The sequence below is a fragment of the Paractinoplanes durhamensis genome, from assembly GCF_016862175.1.
GTDB lineage: Bacteria > Actinomycetota > Actinomycetes > Mycobacteriales > Micromonosporaceae > Actinoplanes > Actinoplanes durhamensis.
The window spans coordinates 193,859-208,179 of record NZ_BOML01000013.1 but is presented as its reverse complement, the minus strand read 5'-3'; the positions used below and the strand labels follow the sequence as shown (position 1 = coordinate 208,179).

At 71.4% G+C, this 14,321-nt stretch carries 13 protein-coding genes; 9 read left to right on the top strand and 4 right to left on the bottom strand.

Annotated elements, in window-relative coordinates:
* The first annotated feature begins 52 nt into the window (after positions 1 to 52).
* Positions 53 to 676, top strand: a complete 624-nt coding sequence (locus Adu01nite_RS07675; protein ID WP_203725821.1) for a TetR/AcrR family transcriptional regulator — start codon at positions 53 to 55, stop codon at positions 674 to 676.
* Between the two features lie 20 nt (positions 677 to 696).
* On the opposite strand, the gene Adu01nite_RS07670 is transcribed toward Adu01nite_RS07675, so the two are convergent.
* The gene (locus tag Adu01nite_RS07670; protein ID WP_203725820.1) at positions 697 to 1,374 is read right to left on the bottom strand and encodes a hypothetical protein; all 678 of its coding nucleotides are present in this window, start codon (positions 1,372 to 1,374) and stop codon (positions 697 to 699) included.
* A 243-nt stretch (positions 1,375 to 1,617) separates the two neighbouring features.
* Between Adu01nite_RS07670 and Adu01nite_RS07665 the strand changes: the two genes are divergently transcribed.
* The 7 genes from Adu01nite_RS07665 (at position 1,618) to Adu01nite_RS07635 (ending at position 9,788) form a co-directional block, all read left to right on the top strand.
* Positions 1,618 to 2,745 carry a DUF3500 domain-containing protein gene (locus Adu01nite_RS07665; protein ID WP_203725819.1) on the top strand — a complete coding sequence of 376 codons (1,128 nt, stop codon included), beginning with the start codon at positions 1,618 to 1,620 and terminating at the stop codon, positions 2,743 to 2,745.
* Entirely contained in the window at positions 2,742 to 4,028 is a 1,287-nt protein-coding gene (locus tag Adu01nite_RS07660; protein WP_203725818.1) for a HupE/UreJ family protein, read from the top strand. Before Adu01nite_RS07665 ends, Adu01nite_RS07660 begins: the two co-directional genes overlap by 4 nt.
* Before the next feature lie 95 nt (positions 4,029 to 4,123).
* Positions 4,124 to 6,289: an MMPL family transporter gene (locus Adu01nite_RS07655; protein ID WP_203725817.1), complete on the top strand. Its 2,166-nt coding sequence runs from the start codon at positions 4,124 to 4,126 to the stop codon at positions 6,287 to 6,289.
* 21 nt (positions 6,290 to 6,310) lie between these two features.
* Complete coding sequence (locus tag Adu01nite_RS07650) at positions 6,311 to 6,982, top strand: response regulator (protein ID WP_203725816.1); 672 nt, start codon at positions 6,311 to 6,313, stop codon at positions 6,980 to 6,982.
* Between the two features lies 1 nt (position 6,983).
* On the top strand, positions 6,984 to 8,111 hold the full coding sequence (locus Adu01nite_RS07645) for a sensor histidine kinase (RefSeq protein ID WP_203725815.1): 1,128 nt from the start codon (positions 6,984 to 6,986) through the stop codon (positions 8,109 to 8,111).
* A gap of 103 nt (positions 8,112 to 8,214) precedes the next feature.
* Complete coding sequence (locus Adu01nite_RS07640) at positions 8,215 to 8,718, top strand: SigE family RNA polymerase sigma factor (protein ID WP_203725996.1); 504 nt, start codon at positions 8,215 to 8,217, stop codon at positions 8,716 to 8,718.
* Positions 8,715 to 9,788: a hypothetical protein gene (locus tag Adu01nite_RS07635; protein WP_203725814.1), complete on the top strand. Its 1,074-nt coding sequence runs from the start codon at positions 8,715 to 8,717 to the stop codon at positions 9,786 to 9,788. The genes Adu01nite_RS07640 and Adu01nite_RS07635 overlap by 4 nt, the downstream gene beginning before the upstream one ends.
* 34 nt (positions 9,789 to 9,822) lie before the next feature.
* On the opposite strand, the gene Adu01nite_RS07630 is transcribed toward Adu01nite_RS07635, so the two are convergent.
* On the bottom strand, positions 9,823 to 11,061 hold the full coding sequence (locus Adu01nite_RS07630; RefSeq protein WP_203725813.1) for an outer membrane protein assembly factor BamB family protein: 1,239 nt from the start codon (positions 11,059 to 11,061) through the stop codon (positions 9,823 to 9,825).
* Between the two features lie 283 nt (positions 11,062 to 11,344).
* Between Adu01nite_RS07630 and Adu01nite_RS07625 the strand changes: the two genes are divergently transcribed.
* Positions 11,345 to 12,187, top strand: coding sequence for a sugar phosphate isomerase/epimerase family protein (locus Adu01nite_RS07625; RefSeq protein ID WP_203725812.1), 843 nt, complete (start codon positions 11,345 to 11,347; stop codon positions 12,185 to 12,187).
* On the opposite strand, the gene Adu01nite_RS07620 is transcribed toward Adu01nite_RS07625, so the two are convergent.
* Together Adu01nite_RS07620 and Adu01nite_RS07615 are read right to left on the bottom strand one after the other, a co-directional pair.
* The gene (locus tag Adu01nite_RS07620) at positions 12,171 to 12,608 is read right to left on the bottom strand and encodes a MarR family winged helix-turn-helix transcriptional regulator (RefSeq protein ID WP_203725811.1); all 438 of its coding nucleotides are present in this window, start codon (positions 12,606 to 12,608) and stop codon (positions 12,171 to 12,173) included. The two genes, Adu01nite_RS07625 and Adu01nite_RS07620, sit on opposite strands and share 17 nt — an antisense overlap.
* Positions 12,601 to 14,124: an MFS transporter gene (locus Adu01nite_RS07615; protein WP_203725810.1), complete on the bottom strand. Its 1,524-nt coding sequence runs from the start codon at positions 14,122 to 14,124 to the stop codon at positions 12,601 to 12,603. The genes Adu01nite_RS07620 and Adu01nite_RS07615 overlap by 8 nt, the downstream gene beginning before the upstream one ends.
* Positions 14,125 to 14,321: the final 197 nt, after the last annotated feature.

The window sequence follows — 14,321 nt, the reverse complement described above, 5'->3', positions numbered from 1 at the left end:
GGACCCGCAACTTATACCGGGTCAATGTTTTTATCGGGTATATGATTCGCCCATGGTGACGCCCGGCCTCCGCGAACAGAAGAAACAGCAGGTCCGCGACCAGATCTCGGACGCCGCGACGCAACTGTTCCTGGCCCGCGGGTTCGAGGCGGTGAGCGTCACCGAGATCGCCGAGGCCGCCGGGGTGTCCCGGATGACCGTCTTCAACTACTTCCCGCGCAAGGAGGAGATGTTCTTCGACCGCGGCCCCGAGGCGCAGCGCATCCTCACCGAGGCGATCCGCGGCCGCGCGCCCGGCCAGGACCCGGTGGCCGCCCTGCGGGACCGGTTCCTGGCCTTGCACGACGAGCGCCATCCGCTGGCCGGTTTCGCCGACCGGTTCACCGAGTTCTGGCAGGTGGTGGTGGATTCGCCGGCGCTGCGGGCGGCCCTGCGGGAGGCTCTCGAACGGCTCGAGGCGATGATCGCCGCCCTGCTCGCGGAGGCCGGCCACCCGCGCGCCGAGCTGACCGCGGCCCTGGTGCTGGCCGCCTACCGGGTCGGCTACGTCGAGGCGATCCGGCGCATCCGGGCCGGCGAGCCCGCCGAGTCGTTCTTCGCCGAGCAGCGCGCCCGCATCGCCCGCGCTTTCGACGCCGCCGCCGCGGCCGCCGCGACGATCGACCCGCCTTGGTAGGGGTCCTCGGAGCGTGACCGTCAGGCGAACTGGTCGGCCGGCCAGTCCGCTCCGGCCCTCAGCTTCGTGATCAGGTCGAGGACCGCCGCGGGCCCGCCGTTCGCGCCGGCCCAGCGGCTGACCACGCATCCGGCCTGCAGGTACGGCCGGTCCACGCCGTCGGCGGCGGCGGTCCACCAGTCGGCGTCGATGACCGGGCGGGCCTCGTCGTACGGCAGCTTGCATCGGTCGGACTGCGATGCCGGCCGCAGGTAGCGGGCGTCGTCGGAGACGAGCACGGCCAAGCCCTCGTCGAACCACTGCGGGACCTTGCCGCTCGCCGAACCGAGCCGCTCGTGGAACTCGACATGCGACAGTTCGTGGGTGGCGATGGTCGGATTGATCCCGGCCGGCGACAGCATCAGCGACCAGTTCCGCAGGGCGCGGCCTTTTTCGCCGCCGCCGCCGAGGCGGTCGTAACAGGATGCGGTGGAACAGATCAGGACGCGCGGCTCGCTGAGGCGAGCACCGTAGAAGGCGGCGATGCGCCGGTCGGCGTCGTCGATGAGCGTGCGGTAGGCGGGGTCGTCCCGGTCGGCGTACAGCCGGTTGCCCAGCGATGTCAGGTCGTAGCACCGGGGACACGCCGTCGCCCCCAGCCCGGGCACCGCCGCCACGGCGATCCCGCCGGCGCTGAGCACCACCGCGGCAATACCCATCGATATCCACCATCGCCGCCGCACGCCGCGATCTTACCCGGCCTCCTTCAGGTGCAATGTGGTCTTTCTGTGCTCCACCCATAAAGACGATATGTATTTACTGTCAATAGCATTTTGTAAGAAAGGGCTAAGAATTGCGGTCCGGCTATTCCGCGGAAGCGCGAATGGCAGGCATCCTTCGGCGGTCGGGTAGTCCGCCACGAGTGAGAGGTCGGCCGATTCATGCTGAGGAATTCGAGGGTGATGTCCGGTGTGGTCGTGGCGACCCTCCTGGCCACTGCGGGGTGCAGCGACTCCGGCAGCACCAGTACGGCGACACCCGGTTCGTCGTCGCAGGGTGGTGGCGGGCAGGGCGGGCCGGGCGGCGGGATGGGCAGCGTGCAGACGTTCACCGCGGTCGATCTGAACACCGGTGGGGACAGTCCGGGCGGGGCGAACACGGCCGCCGTGGTGACCGCCGCGCAGGCGTTCCTGGCCACTCTCGACGACACCCTCAAGGCGAAGATCAACCTGGCCTTCACCGACAACCAGTCCCGGCAGACCTGGTCGAATTTTCCGGCGAGCACGGTGGCCCGCAAGGGGGTCGCGCTCAAGGATCTCAGCGAGGCGCAGCGGGCCGCGGCGCTGGCGATGATGAAGGTCGCGCTCAGCCCCGAGGGATATCAGCAGGTGCTGAACATCCAGAAGGCCGACGACTATCTCAACAGCCTCGGCGGCGACGGCGCGGACGGCTTCGGCAACCTGGTCGACTACTACGTCGCGGTGTACGGCACGCCGTCGGCCACCGCGCCGTTCATGCTCCAGTTCGGCGGCCACCACCTGGCCCGCAACCTCACCTACAACGGCACCAAGGTCAGCGAGACACCGCAGTTCGTCGGCTCCGAGCCGACGTCCTTCACCAGCGGCGGCCAGACCGTCGCGCCGGTCAAGGACGAGTCGACCGCGCTGTTCGCGCTGTTCGCGTCGCTCAGCGCCGGTGACAAGGCGGCCGCGAAGTTGAGTTCCGGCACCTACGACGACCTGATGATGGGCCCGGCCCACGACGACGGGGTGTTCCCGGCGTCCGAAGGGCTGACCGTGACCGCCGCGCAGAAGACACTGGTGCTGGCCGCGATCAAGCCCTACGTCGACGATCTGGCCGACGACGCGGCGGCGAAGCTGCTCGCCAAATACGAGTCCGAACTCGGCTCGACCAAGATCGCCTGGGCCAACAACACCGGGCCCGAGGACGAGAGCAGTTACCTGCGGATCGACGGGCCGAGCGTGTGGATCGAATTCATCAACACCCGCAGCCGCAGCACCCCGAACATCCACTACCACTCGGTCTACCGGGACAAGACGAACGACTACGGCAGCACCAAGCCGTCGTGAGGATCGCCGGGCTCATCGCGTACGCCATCATCGCTTTTCTTGTTCTTCCGGCCTCGCCGGCCGCGGCGCACCCGATGAGCACCACCGCGATCCTGCTCGACACTGGCCCCGACCGGGTCACCGGCGTGGTCGAGCTGCCGATCGACCGGCTCGAGGTGGCCCTCGACGAGCCGCTGACCGCAACCACCGTGCTGCAGCCGGCCAAACTCGAGGACCTGCGCCGGTACGTTCTCGCCCACACCTCGGCCGGCAGCTGGGCGGTCGCGCTCACCGGCGGCCGGGTGCGGAAGGTCGACAGCGTCGATCACCTGGTCTTCGACCTGACCTTGACCCCGCCGAACGGAAGGACGAGCAACTTCCCGCTGACGTACGACGCGATCCTCCACACGATCGTGTCGCACCAGGTGTTCGTCGCCGCGCGTTCCGGGGGACAGGGCGACTACACCACCATCGGGATCCTCGACTGGCGCGAACACACCGTCGCGGTGCCGGTCGCCGCTGCCGCCGCGAGCACCGGTACCGGCTTCGTGGCCGCGCTGCGCCTGGGTGTCCGGCACATCTCGGAGGGCTCCGACCACCTGCTGTTCCTGATCATGCTGCTGCTCCCGGCTCCGCTGCTGGCCCGCCGCCGGCGCTGGGTGCCCGGCGGCGACCTGCGCCGGCAGTCGGTGCGCGTGCTGCACGTGGTGTCGGCGTTCGCGGTCGGCCACTCGATCACCCTGGCCCTGGCCGCGCTCGGCTACCTCGCGGTGCCGGCCCGCCCGGTCGAGGCGGCGATCGCCCTGTCCGTGCTGGTCTCGGCGGTCCACGCGATCCGGCCGCTGGTCCCCGGCGGCGAGGCCTGGATCGCCGCCGGCTTCGGGCTGATGCACGGCTTCGCCTTCGCCGCCCTGATCAGCGACCTGGGCCTGACCCACGGCTCGCTGGTCACCAACCTGCTCGGCTTCAACCTGGGGATCGAGCTGACCCAGCTGATCGTGGTCGCCCTGGTGATGCCGTCGCTGCTGATCCTGGCCCGGACCCGGGCCTACCCGTGGATCCGCCTCGGATCGGCCGGCACCGGGCTCGTGCTGGCCGCCGCCTGGTTCGCCGAACGCACCACGCTGATCAGCACCAACCCGCTCAACGGCGTGGCCGACCAACTGGTCGAGCACCCGTTCGTCCTCGCCGCGCTGCTGGCCGGCGCCGCCGGCACCGCATCGGCCGTGCCCCGCGTGCGAGCCGGACGTACCGCAGGTGCGGTAGGGCGGCTCGTTCTGCCGCGGTTGCGGCAGGGCCGATGACCGCGCTGAGCTGACGACCGGGACGGGGTCCGGCCGTGACCATGGAGTCGTTGTTCTTCCTGGTCACGAACGGTCACGACGAAGGAGCCTCGTTCATGTCAGCTCTGGCCCACTGGTGCGTCCGGCACCGCCGGATAGTCATCTCCAGCTGGTTCCTGGTCGCGGTGGGGCTGGTCGCCGCGGTCGTGCTGGGCGGGACGGCGTTCACGACGTCGTCCGACATGCCGGACAGCGAGTCGTCCAAGGCGTACGCGCTGCTGGCGCAGATGCCGAGCAGCGGCAGTTCCGGCAAGATCGGCAAGATCGTCTGGCACTCGACAGCCGGGCCGGTCACCTCGGCGGCGGTGAAGACCGAGGTCACCGCCGTGCTCGACGAGGTCGCCAAGCAGGCCGGCGTGGTGAAGGTGGTCAGCCCCTACACCGTCGCGGCGAGCGGCGATACCGCGTACGCCCAGGTGGTGGTGAGCAGCGACGCCGACGTCGCGCCGATCGAGAAGGTCGTCACCGGCGCCGAGGTCGACGGGGTCACCTTCACGTACGGCGGGGACGCCTTCCAGGAGCAGATCTCGTCCTCGAACGGGTCCTCGGAGATCCTCGGCCTGATCGCCGCCCTGGTGCTGCTGATGCTGATGTTCCGCGCGTGGCGCGCCGCGCTGCTGCCGCTGATCACCGGCGTGGTCGGGGTGCTGGTGTCGTTGTTGCTGGTCATGGTCGGGTCGCACGTGGTCACGCTGAGCTCGACGTCGATCACGATGGCCGCGATGATGGGCCTCGCGGTCGGTATCGACTACGCCCTGTTCGTCGTCAACCGCACCCGCAAGGGCCTGCTCGCCGGCAAGACCGTGCCCGATGCCATCGCCCGGGCGATCGACACCTCCGGCCGGGCGGTCATCTTCGCCGGCCTCACCGTCATCGTCGCGCTGATCGGGATCCGCGTGGTCGGCCTGGGCGTGCTCACCGGCATGGGCGAGGCCGCCGCCGTCACCGTCGCGGTCACCGTCGCCGCCGCCCTGACCCTGCTGCCGGCCCTGCTCGGCGCGTTCGGCCTCAAGGTCCTCTCGAAGAAGCAGCGCGCCCGGCTGGCCCAGGGGGTCGTCGAAGAACACGCCCCTCGGCTCGCCGGCAAATGGGCCGCGCTGGTGCAGCGGGTTCCGTGGCTGGTGGCGCCGCTCGCGCTGGCCGCGGTCGTCCTGCTGGCCATCCCGGTCCTGCAGATGCGGGTCGGGGACTCCGACGCCAGCAGCGACCCGGCGACCTCGGCGACGCACCGGTACTACGCGATGAGCTCGGCCGCGTTCGGCGACGGTTTCGACAACCCGCTGATGATCGCCGCGAGCACCCCCGACGCGCCGTCCCGGGCGGCGTTCACCGCGCTGGCCACCGAGCTGAAGTCGGTGACCGGCGTCGCCACGGTCACCCCGGTCGCGAAATCGGCCGACGGCACCGTCCAGTCGGTGACGATCATCCCGAAGAGCAGCGCCCAGGCCGAGGCCACCACCACCCTGATCGAAACCCTGCACGGCGACGTCATTCCCGCCGCCGAAGCCGGCACCACCATGAAGGCGTACGTCGGCGGGTCGGCGGCCACCACCCAGGACCTGTCCGACGCGCTGCTCGGCCGGCTCCCGCTCTACCTCGGCATCATCGCGGTGCTCGGCTTCCTGCTGCTGGCGATCGCGTTCCGCAGCCTGCTGGTGCCGCTGGTCGGCGCGCTCAGCAACATCACCAGCATCCTGGCCGGCCTCGGCGCCATCACCGCGGTGTTCCAGTTCGGCTGGGGGAGCGGGTTGCTCGGGGTCGGCAGCGGCGCTCCCATCACGTACATCGTCCCGGTCCTGATCGTCGGTATTGTTTTCGGTCTTTCGATGGATTACCAGGTCTTCCTGGTCAGCCGGATCCACGAGGAATGGACCCACGGCAGGGACAACAAGCGGGCCGTACGGGTCGGCGTGACCGAGACCGGCCGGGTCATCGCCACCGCTGCCCTGATCATGCTCGGGGTGTTCGCCTCGTTCGCGTTCGACGGGGAGCGGATCGTCGCGGCCATCGGCCTCGGCCTGGCCTCGGCGGTCTTCATCGACGCCTTCCTGGTCCGGCTGACCCTCATCCCGGCCCTGATGACCATGATCGGCAAAGCCAACTGGTACTACCCCTGCTGGGCCGAGAAGATCACCCCGCACCTGGCGGTCGAGGGAACGCCGGAGCCGGAGCCGGAGCCGCACGCCGCCCCTGCTGTGTCGGAGACAGTGCTGCAGGCCTGACGTATAGGGAAAGCTGAACTCGTGACCATTCGTGTCTTGCTCGCCGACGACCAGGCGCTGCTGCGGGCCACCTTCCGTCTCCTGCTCAGCGCCGAGCCGGACATCGACGTGGTGGCGGAGGCCTCGAACGGCGACGAGGCCGTCACCCGGGCGCTGCAGACCACCCCCGACGTGGTCGTGATGGACATCCGGATGCCCGGCAGCGACGGCATCGACGCCACCCGCCGGATCGCCGCGGCATCCGGCCTGAGCGGCACCCGGGTGCTGATCCTGACCACCTTCGAGACCGACGAGCACGTCCTGGCCGCCCTGCGCGCCGGGGCCAGCGGCTTCCTCGGCAAGGGCGTCGACCCGGCCGACCTGCTCGACGCGATCCGCACCGTCGCGGCCGGCGAATCGCTCCTGTCGCCGGCCGCGACCACGTCGGTCATCGAACGGTTCCTCCGGGTGCCCGAGCCGGTCTTCGCCACCGCCGACCCCCGGCTCGCCGAACTCACCCCGCGTGAGCAGGAGATCACCGCGCTCGCCGGCACGGGCTTGTCGAACGAGGAGATCGGCCGCCGGTTGACCATCAGCGCGGCCACCGCCAAGACCCACGTCAACCGGGCGATGATGAAGATCGGCGCCCGGGACCGCGCCCAGCTTGTCGTGTTCGCCTACGAGACCGGCCTCGTCACCCCCGGGCAGCGCTGACGTGCGCGCGCTGCGGGCCGCCGCGCTGCCGCTGCTCGTCATGCTGATCGGCATGGCCGAGGTCGCGTACACCGCGGCCCCCGATCCGCGGAAGCCCCCGATGGCGCAGGTCGGCCTGCTCGTGATCGGCTCGGGCGCGCTGCTGCTGCGCTACCGGTGGCCGCGGACCGTCGCCGTGGTGACCGCACTGTGCGGTGCCGTCCTGCCGTTCATCCCCCCGCACACGATCGTGCTCGACGCCGCCGCCGTCGTCGCGCTCTACACGGTGGCGGTGCAGACCGACCGCCGGACCGCCGCCACCCTGGGCGCGGTGGCCGCGGCGCTGCTCACCGCCAGCTCGATCATCTGGTTGCCCAACCACGTCTTCCACATCGGTGTCCTCCTGCCGATCAACTACGTCGCCGTCGCGGTCGCGGTCGGCGACGCGGTCCGCAACCAGCGCGCGTTGCTGCTTCAGGAACGCCGTCGCACCAGGGAGGCCGAGCTCAGCCGGGAGTCCGAGGCCCGCCGGCAGGTCCGCGAGGAACGCGTCCGGATCGCCCGCGAGCTGCACGACGTGGTCGCCCACCACATCACCCTGGTCAACGCCCAGTCCGGCGTGGCGCACCACCTGCTGCGCACCGATCCCGAGCGGGCCTACCAGGCGCTCGCCGGCATCAAGGAGACCAGCCGGGCCGCCCTCGACGAGCTGCGCGCCACCGTCGGGCTGCTGCGCGCCGACGACGAGCCGGAGAGCCTGCAGCCGGTACCGGCCTTCGCCGAGGTCGACGGCCTGCTCGAGTCGTTCCGCGCGGCCGGCCTCGACGTCCGGCTGACCCGCCGGGGCGTTGCCGGGCCGCTGACCGGGCCGGCCGACCTCGCCGCCTACCGCATCGTGCAGGAGGCGCTGACCAACGCCAGCAAGCACGGCACCGAACCGCGCGCCGAGGTGGAGCTGACGTACGACGACCGCACCCTCACCGTCACCGTCACCAACCCGGCCGCGTCCGGCCGCAGCGGCCCGGGCACCGGCCACGGCCTGATCGGCATGCGCGAACGGGCCGAGGCGGCCGGCGGCCACTTCGCCGCCACGCTCAAGGCGAGCGGATTCTTCGTCATCACGGCCGTCGTGCCGGTCGGCCCGAGCTGATCCGCCGGCACTTCCGGCCCGGTTTCGGGGAGCGTGCAACAGCCGGGGCCGATTGCCTCGTGGTTGCAGGGTGAGGATCGCCCACCAGATTGGATGACGAGTGATCACGTTTGACGACTACGTGCGGCTGCGGGGTGCGCGTCTCGTGCAGTTGGCACGGCTGCTGATCCGGGACCGGCACCTGGCCGAGGACCTCGTGCAAGAGGTGCTGAGCAAGGCGTTCGTGCGCTGGAAGAAGATCTCGGCCGCCGGCGACCCGGACATGTACGTCCGCCGGATGCTGATCAACAGCAACATCAGCTGGTGGCGACGGCGGTCCTCATCGGAGATCGTCACCGCCACGATCGGCGACCGGTCCGATGACGCCGACCTCGGCGACCGGACGGCCGGGCAGGACGCCGCCTGGCGCCTGATCGCCGAGCTGCCGCCGCGGCAGCGGGCCACCATCGTGCTCCGGTATTTCGAGGACCTCAGCGACGAGCGAATCGCCGAGATCCTCGAGATCTCCACCGTCACCGTGCGCTCCCAAGCGATGCGCGCGCTCGAGAAACTCCGCCGGCAACTGGAGCAGTCGCCGGCCTCCATCGAAGGGGGACATCGCCGATGAACCGCACCGACGAATCGATCATGGTGGCGCTGCAGGACCGCGCCGACGGCGGCGTGCACGTCGAGGATCTGCTGGCCGGCGCCCTGCAACGGGGGCAGCGGCGCCGGCTGGTCCGCCGCACGCTCGCCGGCTCCGCGGCCGGCGTCCTGGCGGTGGCGGTCATCGGCGCCGTCGCGGTGTTCCCGCGAGGTGGTCCGGCCGATGTCGCCCCGGCGGCCGACCCGCCGCCCGTGTCGCCCGCCGGACGCCCGCCGATCGCCGTCGGCGCGCCCGCCCTGGGCGAGGGCGGCACCGCCGGCCAGAACGGCCTGTTCCACCTCGATCACGAAGGCACGACCAACGCCACCTGGCGGTCGGGCGCCGGCTGGGAGCTCATGCAGACGAGCGGTTCAAGCGTCGTCCACACCGCGATCGGTGACTCCACCGCGAACCTGGACAAGGCTCTGGCCGCCACCGGCATGGAGCTGACCCCGAACCCGACGTCCACCCCGCTCATCGTCGACGGCAAGGCGGCCACGCTGGTCTGGAGCGGCATGAATCCGGCCGACGGCGCCCGCTGGGGTTACCTCCGCTGGCAGCCGGTCACCGGCACCTGGGCGCTGGTCTTCACGAGCTTCGCCGCCGACCCCGGCACCAACGCCGCCACCGACCGGGCCAAGCTGCTCGCCCTCACCGAGCAGGCCCGGTTCGACCAGGTCTACCGGTGCGCGGTGAACTTCCGCCTCACCTGGGTCCCGGCGGCCACCGCGATCACCTCGTGCGAGTTCGTGGGCGGCGCCCAGCCGTGGGCCCGGGTGCACCTGAGCACCGGCCGGGCAACGTACTCGGTCAACGTCACTGCCGCCGCGGCGACCGCGGCAAAACCGGTCAACCCCAACACCGACTACTCGGGTACGCCGTTGGAGTACACCGACGCGGGCCGGGTCCGCCGGGTCGCCGGCGCTCAGGTGGTGACGGTCGACCAGGGTGACGTGCTCCTCGCCAAGAACGACGCGCTCCACCTGGCCGCCGCCGTCCAGCCGGTCACCGCGACCGACCCGGCCGGCTGGCCCGCCGACCCGCTGCACTGAAAAGTCGCGCCGGGGCCGGAAGGCCCCGGCGCGATCATCCGACGGCGGTGACGGTCAGCGTGTCCCCGCGCGGGCACAGCAGATAGCCCGGTGTTCCCCGGCAGTCCTGTTCGGCGAGCCGTTCGGCGGTGCCGAGCACGGTCTGCCGCCCGGTCGCCAGGTCGAGGAGGTTCACCGCGGTCCGGTCCGGCCGGGTCCCGGTGTCCCGCAGCAGAAGCAGCGAGCCGGCCGCATCGGCGAAGAACGCCCGGCCCCCGCCGAACGGCTGCCCGATCGTCCGCCCGGTGGCGGTGGCGACCAGCACGGTCGTCGCCGAGGCGAGGTTGGCGGCGGCGGAGAGCAGCAGCCGCCCACCGCCGAGATCCCACACGAAGTTCATGTCGTCGCGCCGCCAGACCTCCCGCCCGGTGGCGGGTTCCCGGCCGGTCACGCCGCGCACGCCGGCCGTACAGATCAATTCGCCGCAGCGGGTGACATAGCCGATCAGCTCGTCGGACCGCCAGAGTGGCCGCAGGTCGCCGGGGCGATAGATGGTCGCGACGGTTTGCGCCGACGCCGTCCGCACCACGACGAGATAGGGCCCGGCCGGGAAGATCGTCGACACGTACACCCCGTTCCAGGCGATCCGGCCGCGCCCCAGCACCGCGCCGTCGCCGTACCGGTAGACGGTGGCATCGCCGGTCGGGGTCACCGTGACGATCGAGGCCGGCCGCCCGTCCTCGGTCAGCGTGGTCCACTGCTGAGCCGGCGCGATCGCGTGCTTCCAGACCTCGCGCCCGTCACGCAGCCCGACCAGCCGCAACTCGGTGGTAACGCCGACCTGGTCGGACCGGGCGAGCAGCACGTCGCCGAGCTCCACCGACGGCGAGGCGTCCCCGGCCGCCTGCCAGAGCTGCGCGCCGGTCGCCGCGTCGAACGCCACCGTGCCCCCATCGGCGGACACCAGCAGGACGTCACCGGCCGGGCGGACGCTCCGGCCGGCCACCTCGACCGACCAGCGGATCCGCCCGGTGGGCAGCTCATAGGCGGTCACCGAGCGAGCACCACGGTTGAGATAGGCGGTCCGGCCGTCCACCGCCACGGTGTCGCCGGACCCGAACGCGGCCGCCCAGAGCGGCCGCACCAGGGCCGGCGCCACCACCGCGGAACCGCCCAGCGCCGGTAGCCCGGCCGCGAGCAGCACGATCAGGACGAGGCGGAACAGCCGCGCCAGATCGAGCGGAGCGGCCTCCGCCTCGGCGGCCACCCCGGCCACATCGCCAAGGTCGATCACTTCGGATCCCTGCCGAAGGTCAGCGGCCGTGGGGGAGCGGCCGCCTGCTGACCGGCACCCTGTTCAGCGTCCTGGTGACCACCGTCGCGGCGCCCGCGCTCCCGCAGGTCGGCCGGCGACACCAAGAACTACACCCCGCTCCATCTGGTGGGCGGCGCACTCACGCCGGCCGGCGGCTTGTGCATCCAGCTCGGTGTACGGGCGGTGCGCCAACCGTCCGCTGCGGTCTTTTTGACGAGTTTCCCCTCGTCGGCCGGGTGTAGGTGATGCCTACGCTCGGCCGGTGCCCGACGACCGTCTCCTCGCGACCTGCTGGACCACCGCCGGTGCGGCGAGCCCGCTGCCCGGCGACCAGCGCAGCCCGATCCCGATCCGGGAGCGGGTCGAGGCCGCGGCGTCGGCCGGTTTCCGCGGCCTCGGCCTGCTGCACGCCGACCTGATGCCGGCCCTCGACGCCTACGGGGAAGGTGGCCTGCGGGCCCTGCTCGACGACCACGGGATCACCGACCTCGAGCTGGAGCTGATCACCGACTGGTGGATCGCCGGGCCCGACCCGGTCCGCCGCGATCTGCTCGCCGCGGCCGGGGCGCTCGGCGCCCGGCACATCAAGGTCGCCCCGGACGTCACCGACGGGCCGTGGGACCGCGACCGGTGGGTGACCGCGTTCGCCGAGCTGGCCGCCGAGGCCGCCGACGCCGGCACCCGGATCGGCCTGGAGTTCCTGCCCTGGTCCAACATCAAGACGGTCGGCGCCGGCCTCGATCTCGTGCGGGCGGCCGGGCATCCGAGCGGCGGTCTGGTCATCGACGTGTGGCACACCGAGCGGGCGCACACCCCACCCGCCGAGCTGGCCGCGGTGCCGATCCGGTACATCGTCGGCGTCGAGCTCGACGACGCCGACGCCGAACCGATCGGCACGCTCTTCGAGGACACCGTGCACCGGCGGCGGCTGTGCGGCGAGGGCGCCTTCGATCTCCCGGGAGTCATCACCGCCCTGCGGACGGCCGGTTGGCACGGTCCGTGGGGTGTCGAGATCCTCTCCCGCGAGCACCGCACGAAACCGGTCCGGCAGGCGGCGGCCGACGCGTTCCGCACGGCCCGCGGCGTACTCAAGGCTCGGTGTTGATGGTGTTGAACTTGCCCAGCAACCGGGCCAGGGTGCGGATGTCCTCGTCCGGCCACGAGTCGAGGTGGGCGCGCAACCGTTCGTGACGGGCCTCGCGGACCTGTTTCATCCGCTGCCGGCCGTCGTCGGTCAGCGCGACCAGATGCGCCCGGCCGTCACCCGGGTCCGGCAGGCGTTCGATGAGGCCGAGCGCCTCCAGGGGTTTGAGCTGCCGGGTGATGGTGGCCTTACCGACGCCGAGGTGCTCGGCCACGTCGCTGGGCCGGCGCGGCCCGTCATCGCGCAGATAGACGAGCAGCCCGTAGGCGCTGGCGTCGAGCCCCGGGTGCACGCCGCGGCTGAGTCGCTCGGAGGCGGCGCGGGCCCGCCGGACGAAGGTGGCGAACTCGCGTTCCAGCGCCGCGTGCGACGGCTCAGTCATCCCGGTCCGCCTCGAGGGCGCTGGTGGTGCGCAACGGAACCTCCCGGATGAACACGATGCAGAGCAGCGCCGCCAGGGCGAACGGGACGGTGTAGAGGAAAAGGTTACCGGTGGCGTGCCCGTACGCGTTCTCGACGGCGGCCCGGGCGGCCGGCGGCAGATCGGCGAGCCGGGGCACCGCGGAGGAGCCGTGCGCGGCGTGCAGGTAGTGGGTGACCTGGCCGGCCAGCACCGCGCCCAGGGCGGAGACGCCGATCGTGCCGCCGAGCGAGCGGAAGAACGACACCGAGGTGCTGGCCGCCCCGAGCTCCTGCAGCCGGACCTGGTTCTGCACGGCGAGCACCAGGTTCTGCAGGGTGGTGCCGAGCCCGATGCCGAGCAGTCCCATCCCGATCGCGAGCTGCCAGTACGGGGTGCCGGCCCGGGTCAGCCCGAGCAGCGCGAGTCCGGCCACGATGCTCACCGAGCCGCCGACCAGGAACGGTTTCCAGCGCCCGGTGGCGGTGATGATCCGGCCGACCACGGTGGAGGCGAGCGCGAGGCCGAGGATCTGCGGCAGGGCCAGGATGCCGGCGAGCGTCGGGCTCTTACCCCGGGACAGCTGGAAGTACTGGCTCAGGAAGGTGGTCCCGGCGTAGAGCGCGACCCCGATGACGAGGCTGGCCACGATGGCCAGCACCACGGTCCGGTTGCGGAACAGCCACAGCGGCAGGATCGGCTCCGCGGCCCGCCGCTCGATGAGCACCAGCGCCACGCTCAGCGCGATCGCCCCGCCGAGCATCACCGCGGTCGGCCACGAGCCCCAGGCGTACTTGTCGCCGGCGAAGGTCACCCAGACCAGCAGGAGTGAGGCCGCCGCGGTGATCAGCGTGGTGCCCGCCCAGTCGATCCGCACCGCGCGGCCACCGACCGGAAGATGCAGGGTCTTCTGCAGAAGAACCATGGCGAGAACGGCGAAGGGTACGCCCACGAAGAAGCACCACCGCCACCCGAGCCAGCTCGTGTCGACGATGACGCCGCCGATCAACGGCCCGGCCGAGGTGGCCACGGCCAGCACCGCACCGAGATACCCGGAGTACTTGCCACGCTGCCGAGGCGAGATGATCGTCGCCATCACGACCTGGGTGAGCGCGAGCATCCCGCCGGCGCCCACTCCTTGCAGGGCCCGGGCCGCGATGAGCAGCCCCGAGTCGGCGGCGAGCCCGGAGAGCACCGACCCGGCGGTGAACACGACAAGGCTGATCTGAATGAGCAGCTTCTTGCTGAGCAGATCGGCGAGCTTGCCCCAGACCGGACTGGTCACGGTGGTGGTCAGCAGCGTCGCGATGATCACCCAGGTGTAGACACTCTGCCCGGCGTGCAGATCGGCGACGATCGTCGGCAGCGCGTTGGTGACGACCGTCGACGACAGGATCGCCACGAACATGCCCATGTACAGCCCCGACATGGCCTGCAGGATCTGCGCATGCGACATCGGCTCCGTCTCGGCCCGCACCACGTCATCAGCCACTGTCATTCCGACCTCCATTGGTTGCCCGGGGCAACCATAGAAGGCCTAGTTGCCTGAGGCAACTTTCCCGGTCCGAGCTTGATGCCGTCCCACGCGCGCGGGGCGGCCGAACGGCGCGCATCGGTGACCTACGGCTCTGAGGTCGGGAGTGTCGGCCATGGACGGTGAATGGTGAGGCGTGGGTGACGACGCCCGCGCGTGGA

Excerpts from the sequence above, each read along its gene's own strand:
- Adu01nite_RS07670 (WP_203725820.1), bottom strand. The coding sequence starts at position 1,374 with ATGGGTATTGCCGCGGTGGTGCTCAGCGCCGGCGGGATCGCCGTGGCG.
- Adu01nite_RS07675 (WP_203725821.1), top strand. The coding sequence starts at position 53 with ATGGTGACGCCCGGCCTCCGCGAACAGAAGAAACAGCAGGTCCGCGAC.
- Adu01nite_RS07665 (WP_203725819.1), top strand. The coding sequence starts at position 1,618 with ATGTCCGGTGTGGTCGTGGCGACCCTCCTGGCCACTGCGGGGTGCAGC.
- Adu01nite_RS07635 (WP_203725814.1), top strand. The coding sequence starts at position 8,715 with ATGAACCGCACCGACGAATCGATCATGGTGGCGCTGCAGGACCGCGCC.
- Adu01nite_RS07615 (WP_203725810.1), bottom strand. The coding sequence starts at position 14,124 with ATGACAGTGGCTGATGACGTGGTGCGGGCCGAGACGGAGCCGATGTCG.
- Adu01nite_RS07655 (WP_203725817.1), top strand. The coding sequence starts at position 4,124 with ATGTCAGCTCTGGCCCACTGGTGCGTCCGGCACCGCCGGATAGTCATC.
- Adu01nite_RS07620 (WP_203725811.1), bottom strand. The coding sequence starts at position 12,608 with ATGACTGAGCCGTCGCACGCGGCGCTGGAACGCGAGTTCGCCACCTTC.